The 5,603-nt window shown below is 45.9% G+C and carries 4 protein-coding genes; all 4 read left to right on the plus strand.

The window, feature by feature from the left end; translation table 11 throughout:
* Nucleotides 1-22: 22 nt before the first annotated feature.
* The 4 genes from G588_RS20975 (at nucleotide 23) to G588_RS0118185 (ending at nucleotide 5,395) form a co-directional block, all read left to right on the plus strand.
* On the plus strand, nucleotides 23-928 hold the full coding sequence (locus G588_RS20975) for a leucine-rich repeat protein (RefSeq protein ID WP_022780109.1): 906 nt from the start codon (nucleotides 23-25) through the stop codon (nucleotides 926-928).
* A 109-nt stretch (nucleotides 929-1,037) separates the two neighbouring features.
* Nucleotides 1,038-2,396: a sodium-dependent transporter gene (locus tag G588_RS0118175; protein WP_022780110.1), complete on the plus strand. Its 1,359-nt coding sequence runs from the start codon at nucleotides 1,038-1,040 to the stop codon at nucleotides 2,394-2,396.
* A 6-nt stretch (nucleotides 2,397-2,402) separates the two neighbouring features.
* A complete protein-coding gene (locus tag G588_RS0118180) occupies nucleotides 2,403-3,812 on the plus strand; it encodes a vWA domain-containing protein (protein WP_022780111.1) in 1,410 nt (469 codons plus the stop codon).
* A gap of 41 nt (nucleotides 3,813-3,853) precedes the next feature.
* On the plus strand, nucleotides 3,854-5,395 hold the full coding sequence (locus G588_RS0118185; RefSeq protein ID WP_022780112.1) for an AAA family ATPase: 1,542 nt from the start codon (nucleotides 3,854-3,856) through the stop codon (nucleotides 5,393-5,395).
* The last annotated feature ends 208 nt before the right edge of the window (nucleotides 5,396-5,603 follow it).

Here is a 5,603-nt window from a genome sequence, read left to right on the forward strand (position 1 = left end):
GAGAAAGATGTTTTAGATATAGATGGTTATATACGAGAAGAAGATTCATAAAGACGGACATGAGTATATTGAGATAACGGGCTATGAGGGGCAGGTTCAGGAGCTGGTGGTTCCGGGAGAGATAGAGGGGCTGCCGGTGGAGGCGATAGGGAATCATGCTTTTTCGGGGAGGCAGGATATTAGGACGGTGGTGCTTCCTGAGAGCATTAAGACGCTGTATGGATTTGCTTTTCATAATTGTAAGAGTCTTAGGAAGATCACGTTATTTGACAGTCTCGATGATTATTACGACGGTGTCTGCAGGCAGTGCGATGCGCTGGAAGAAATCGAGATTACGGTGAACAAGAGCTGGTTCGAGGTTGTAAGGAACTTTTTGGCAGACAGTGACAAGACGCTTAGGTTTATGATGCATATTAAGGATGAAGGGGATGTTTGCCTTACTTTTCCGGAGTATGTTTACGACTTCAATGAGAATACAATGGCCAGGACGATTCAGTTCTCTATTGCCGGTTCAGGTTATGCTTACAGGGAGTGCGTGGACCGAAGGAGCATTAACTACAGTGAATACGACAAGCTCTTTGAGAAGGCAGTTATTGACGGCAATGAGATCTCTGAGAACATTGCTATCGGAAGGCTCCTGTATCCCTATGGACTTTTAATGGGATACCGCGAGAAATATGAGCAGTTTGTCAGGAAAAATGATAAGAGCATCATGATAAGGCTCGTGGGCCGCTATGAAACACAGCGCTCAGATGAGCTTCTTGATATGATTTCAAAACTGACGGCTTATCAGGAAAAAGTCATTTCCGAGGAGGCGATAGATGCTGCTCTTAAGCTGTCCACAGCCAAGCAGCTGACGAGACTAAACGCTGTTCTTATGGGCCGACAGAAGCCACAAGCTGCAATAGAGGATGAGTTTGTATTCTAAAGCTACGGCGAAAAAACTGATCACTGGTAAAACAGACCGATTTATGATAAACTGTTAATTTGCTGAAATGCTTTAAAGCTTTAAATTTTTAAATCGGGTAGGTAATGAAATGAACGAACGTGGTAGTTTTCAGTCAAGACTTGGCTTTATTTTAGTGAGCGCCGGATGCGCCATCGGTATAGGAAATGTGTGGAAATTTCCTTATGTCGCCGGTGAAAACGGCGGCTCTGTTTTTGTATTATTTTATCTGATATTTTTGATACTTATGGGAATTCCGGTTCTTACCATGGAGCTTGCGATGGGGCGAGCTTCAGGCAAGACTCTTGTTAACGGCTACAAGGCCCTTGAAAAGGAAGGAAACAAGTGGCACATTCACGGCTGGGTCTGCATGATAGGTAACTATCTTCTTATGATGTACTACACCACCGTGTCAGGCTGGATGGTCAACTATTTCTTCAAGTTTGCAACAGGACGATTTGAGAACCTCACAGAAGGCGGCACTGCAAGCGTGTTTGAGGAGATGCTGGGAGACCCTACACAGCTGGCAATCTTTACAATTATCACAGTGCTCCTTGGATTCGGAGTACTTAGCTTTGGTGTACAGAACGGTCTTGAGAAGGTTAACAAGGTAATGATGATCCTTCTTCTGTGCCTTATTGTAATACTGGCGATTCACAGTATTACGCTGGAAGGAGCCTCCGAAGGAATTAAGTTTTATCTTTTGCCTGACATGGGCAAGGCAAAGAGCGTTGGTATCGGCAAGGTAATCACTTCAGCTATGAGTCAGGCCTTCTTTACCTTAAGTGTAGGTATGGGCTCCATCGAGATCTTCGGAAGCTATATGCCCAAGGATTATGCCCTCACAGGTGAAGCAATCAGGATCTGTGCCCTTGATACCTTCGTTGCTATAATTTCGGGACTTATTATTTTCCCCGCCTGCTTTAGCTATAACATCAAGCCCGACGCAGGCCCGTCACTTATTTTCATCACTCTTCCCGATGTATTTATCAACATGGCTGGGGGAAGAATCTGGGGAACTTTGTTCTTCCTGTTTATGACGTTTGCAAGCTTCTCTACCGTTACAGCGGTGTTTGAAAATCTCGTAGCCTGCACCAATGATAACTTTGGCTGGAGCAGAGGTAAGTCGATTGCGGTAAACTGTATTTTCATGCTGATCGCCAGCCTTCCCTGCGTATTTGGCTTTAACATCTGGAGTGATGTCAATCTTATCGGAGCAAGAGGAATTCTTGATTCCGAAGACTTCCTTGTAAGTAATCTGATCCTTCCCGCAGGATCGCTGATTTTCCTGCTGTTCTGTGTGACCAGGCTCGGATGGGGTTTTGACAATTATATTGCGGAAGTTAATACCGGCGATGGCATGAAGCTTCCGGGGGCCCTTAAGTGGTACCTCAAACTGGTGCTTCCTGTGTTGATTCTGATAATCTTTATTCAGGGACTTATGGTGTAAGTATACATGAAAAAAATTGAACTGGAGGCCGCCGGACGGGAAGTTCTGGCGGCTTCAAGGACAGAACTATATATTGATATGCGCTTTTTCGGCGCTGCCCTAAACAGCCTTGGCTACGAGATGGACCTTTCCACAACTACAGTGGGAACGGATGCCGTCAACATCAGGTTTAATCCTGCTTTCGTGGCAAGGCTTTTTGTGGAGGAACCGGGGAAGCTGAACAGGACCTATCTGCATATGCTGCTTCACTGCATATTCAGGCATATGTACACTTCGGCAAAATATGAGGACACAAGGTTATACGACCTGTGCGCCGACATCGTCACCGAATCGGTTCTGGATGGGTTCGACTATCAGTGCATCTACAGAGTCAGCTCCGATTATCGCGACCGCTGGATCAGCCTTTTGGAAAAAGAGGTTAAGGTCCTGACCGTGGAGCGCCTATACAGATTTTTTACCGAGAGAGAAAATGAACTTGATATCTTCGAAATGGAGAAACTGGAGCGGGAATTTGCCCTGGATGATCACAGCTTCTGGCTAAGGCTTGAGGATAATGAGGACAATTCCGAAGATAGCAACAAGGACAAGGATAAAGAGGAGCCTCCGATAGATGAGGACTACGATTCTCCCTTTGATAACAAGGATGGGAAAAAAACTGAGAAGTACATAAATCCACGTCGCCTTCAGAAAATCCGGCATAACGAAAAGAACTGGGAGAAGGAGGCCAAGCGCCTTCAGACCGAGATCGAGACAATAGGAAAACAATCCAGTGACAGACTGGGGAAGCTCGCCTGGATCCTCAAAATTGAGAACACCTCAAGGACAGATTATCGGGAATTTCTCCGGAAATTCAAGATACTAAGGGAAGAGGGGGGCATTGACCTTGACAGCTTCGACTACGGAATGTATTCCTTTGGACTTGAGTTCTACGGGGACATGCCACTTATCGAAGAGAATGAATTCCGTGAGGTCAAAAAGATTCAGGAGCTGGTCATTGCCATTGATACTTCCGCTTCCTGCAAGGATGAGCTGGTTCAGAGGTTCCTTAATGAGACTGCAGCCATGCTCCTTACAGAAGAAAATTTTTTCCGGAAGATAAATATACGTATAATAGAGTGTGACGATCAGGTGCAGCGGGAAGAGATCATAACTTCCGTCGATGACATGAAGAAGTTTGCGGAGGGCATCCACGTGGAGGGCGGCTACGGAACGGATTTCAGGCCTGTGTTTACAAGGGTTTCGGAGCTCATTGACAGTCATGAGTTTGAGAACCTGAAAGGACTTATATACTTCACTGACGGCTTTGGCATCTACCCGGATAAGCCCACGAGCTACGATACAGCCTTCGTTTTCCCGCAGGATGAGGAATACGATGACGAGAAGGTTCCCGACTGGGCGCTGAAGCTCTACATCTGAACTTACATAAGAGAATACACAGTTAAAACAGGAGAACAGCAATGAACATAGATCAGGCAAAAGAGGAAGTAAAAAACGCAGTAACGGCCTATCTTGAAAAGGACGAATTTGGCCGCTACGAGATCCCTACTGAAAAGCAAAGGCCCATCCTTCTCATGGGACCTCCCGGAATCGGCAAGACCGCCATAATGGAGCAGATCGCACAGGACTTAGGGATCGGACTTGTTTCTTATACAATTACCCATCACACCAGACAGAGCGCCATCGGACTTCCCAAGATAAGCGAGAAGGAGTTCGGCGGCAAAAAATTCTCCGTCACCGAATATACCATGAGCGAGATCATCGGTGCTGTTTATGAGCAGATTGAAAAGACAGGGATTGAGGAAGGCATTCTTTTCCTGGATGAGATCAACTGCGTCTCCGAGACACTGGCGCCTACAATGCTGCAGTTTCTGCAGTACAAGACCTTCGGAAGTCACAAGCTTCCTTCGGGTTACATTATCGTGACCGCCGGCAATCCGCCTCAGTACAACAAGTCTGTAAGGGAGTTCGACATTGTAACTCTGGACAGAGTAAGGCAGATCAATATCGAGGAGGACTTCGATTCCTGGAAGATTTATGCTTACAAGGCAGCAGTACACGGCGCAATTTTGTCATATCTTGAGATAAAAAAGGACAATTTCTACAGCATCAAAACCGATGTTGACGGCAGGACCTTCGTCACCGCCAGGGGCTGGGAGGATCTGTCGAGAGTTATGAAGGTTCATGAGAAGCTTGGTCTTCCCGTGGATGAGAATCTGGTGGTTCAGTATATTCAGAACAAGGAGATTGCCAGAGATTTTGCTGATTACTATGAGCTGTATCATCGCTATAATGAACTTTATAAGATCCCGGATATCCTTACGGGCAATTTCCCGGAGAATATGAAGGCTCTTCGAGAGGGCTCTTTTGACGAGAAACTCAGTATTATGGGACTTCTATCAGATAAACTGATGGAAGAGTTCAGAGACTATGCAAGGGATCAGGGAGTTCAGAAGATCCTGTTCGAGACCATCAAGGAGTTCGGGAGATTCTCAGATGCAGAGGGCGAGGATGCTGTGGACGGCGCCGAGTGGTTCAGGGACAGAGCCGGAATCATGCAGTACAAGCTGGATAACGACAAAGAGGCGGGGCTGGTAAGCCGTGAGGAGGAGAGAATCAGGACAATTGCCATAAGCCGGCTCAATGACTGCGTTTCCTATATTACAACTGCAGCCGGCACGGAGCAGGATCTCTCAGGTTCCTTCATTCTTGCAAAGAACTGGTTTACCAAAAGGGAGAACAGTCGTAAGGCAGGGATCAAGGAGACTGACGGGCATCTCACCAACAGCTTCAGGTTTATTGAGGAGGCCTTTGGAGATAAGGAATCTCTTTCCGGAAGCCAGGAGATGGTTATCTTCATCACAGAGCTGTCCAATGCCTATTACAGTCTTAAGTTTGTAAAAGAGGTTGGGAACGAGGCATATTATAACTACAACAAGCTTCTTCTTTTGAACGATCGCAGGCAGGAGCTGAAGAATCAGATATTGGAGATGGATTTCTAAAAACTTCTCATAGTTGCAAAGTGATATCTGAATATTTTATTAATTATCGGTATAACGTACATTTAATTGCGAGAATAATGATAGTATTGTAAGTGGGGATGTGACTAATCCCCGCTTTTTTTGTAGCACAAGACCGGCAAGCGAATGGATGCTTGCATACAAATTCATTTGCCGGTCGTAAGAACATGGAGCATGAAATGCGGAATGT

The sequence above is a fragment of the Butyrivibrio sp. AE3009 genome (genome assembly GCF_000420845.1).
Lineage (GTDB): Bacteria > Bacillota > Clostridia > Lachnospirales > Lachnospiraceae > Butyrivibrio.

What these genes read in the sequence shown, in the direction of transcription:
- G588_RS20975 (WP_022780109.1), top strand. Translation starts at nt 23, where the DNA reads ATGGTTATATACGAGAAGAAGATTCATAAAGACGGACATGAGTATATT.
- G588_RS0118175 (WP_022780110.1), top strand. Translation starts at nt 1,038, where the DNA reads ATGAACGAACGTGGTAGTTTTCAGTCAAGACTTGGCTTTATTTTAGTG.
- G588_RS0118180 (WP_022780111.1), top strand. Translation starts at nt 2,403, where the DNA reads ATGAAAAAAATTGAACTGGAGGCCGCCGGACGGGAAGTTCTGGCGGCT.
- G588_RS0118185 (WP_022780112.1), top strand. Translation starts at nt 3,854, where the DNA reads ATGAACATAGATCAGGCAAAAGAGGAAGTAAAAAACGCAGTAACGGCC.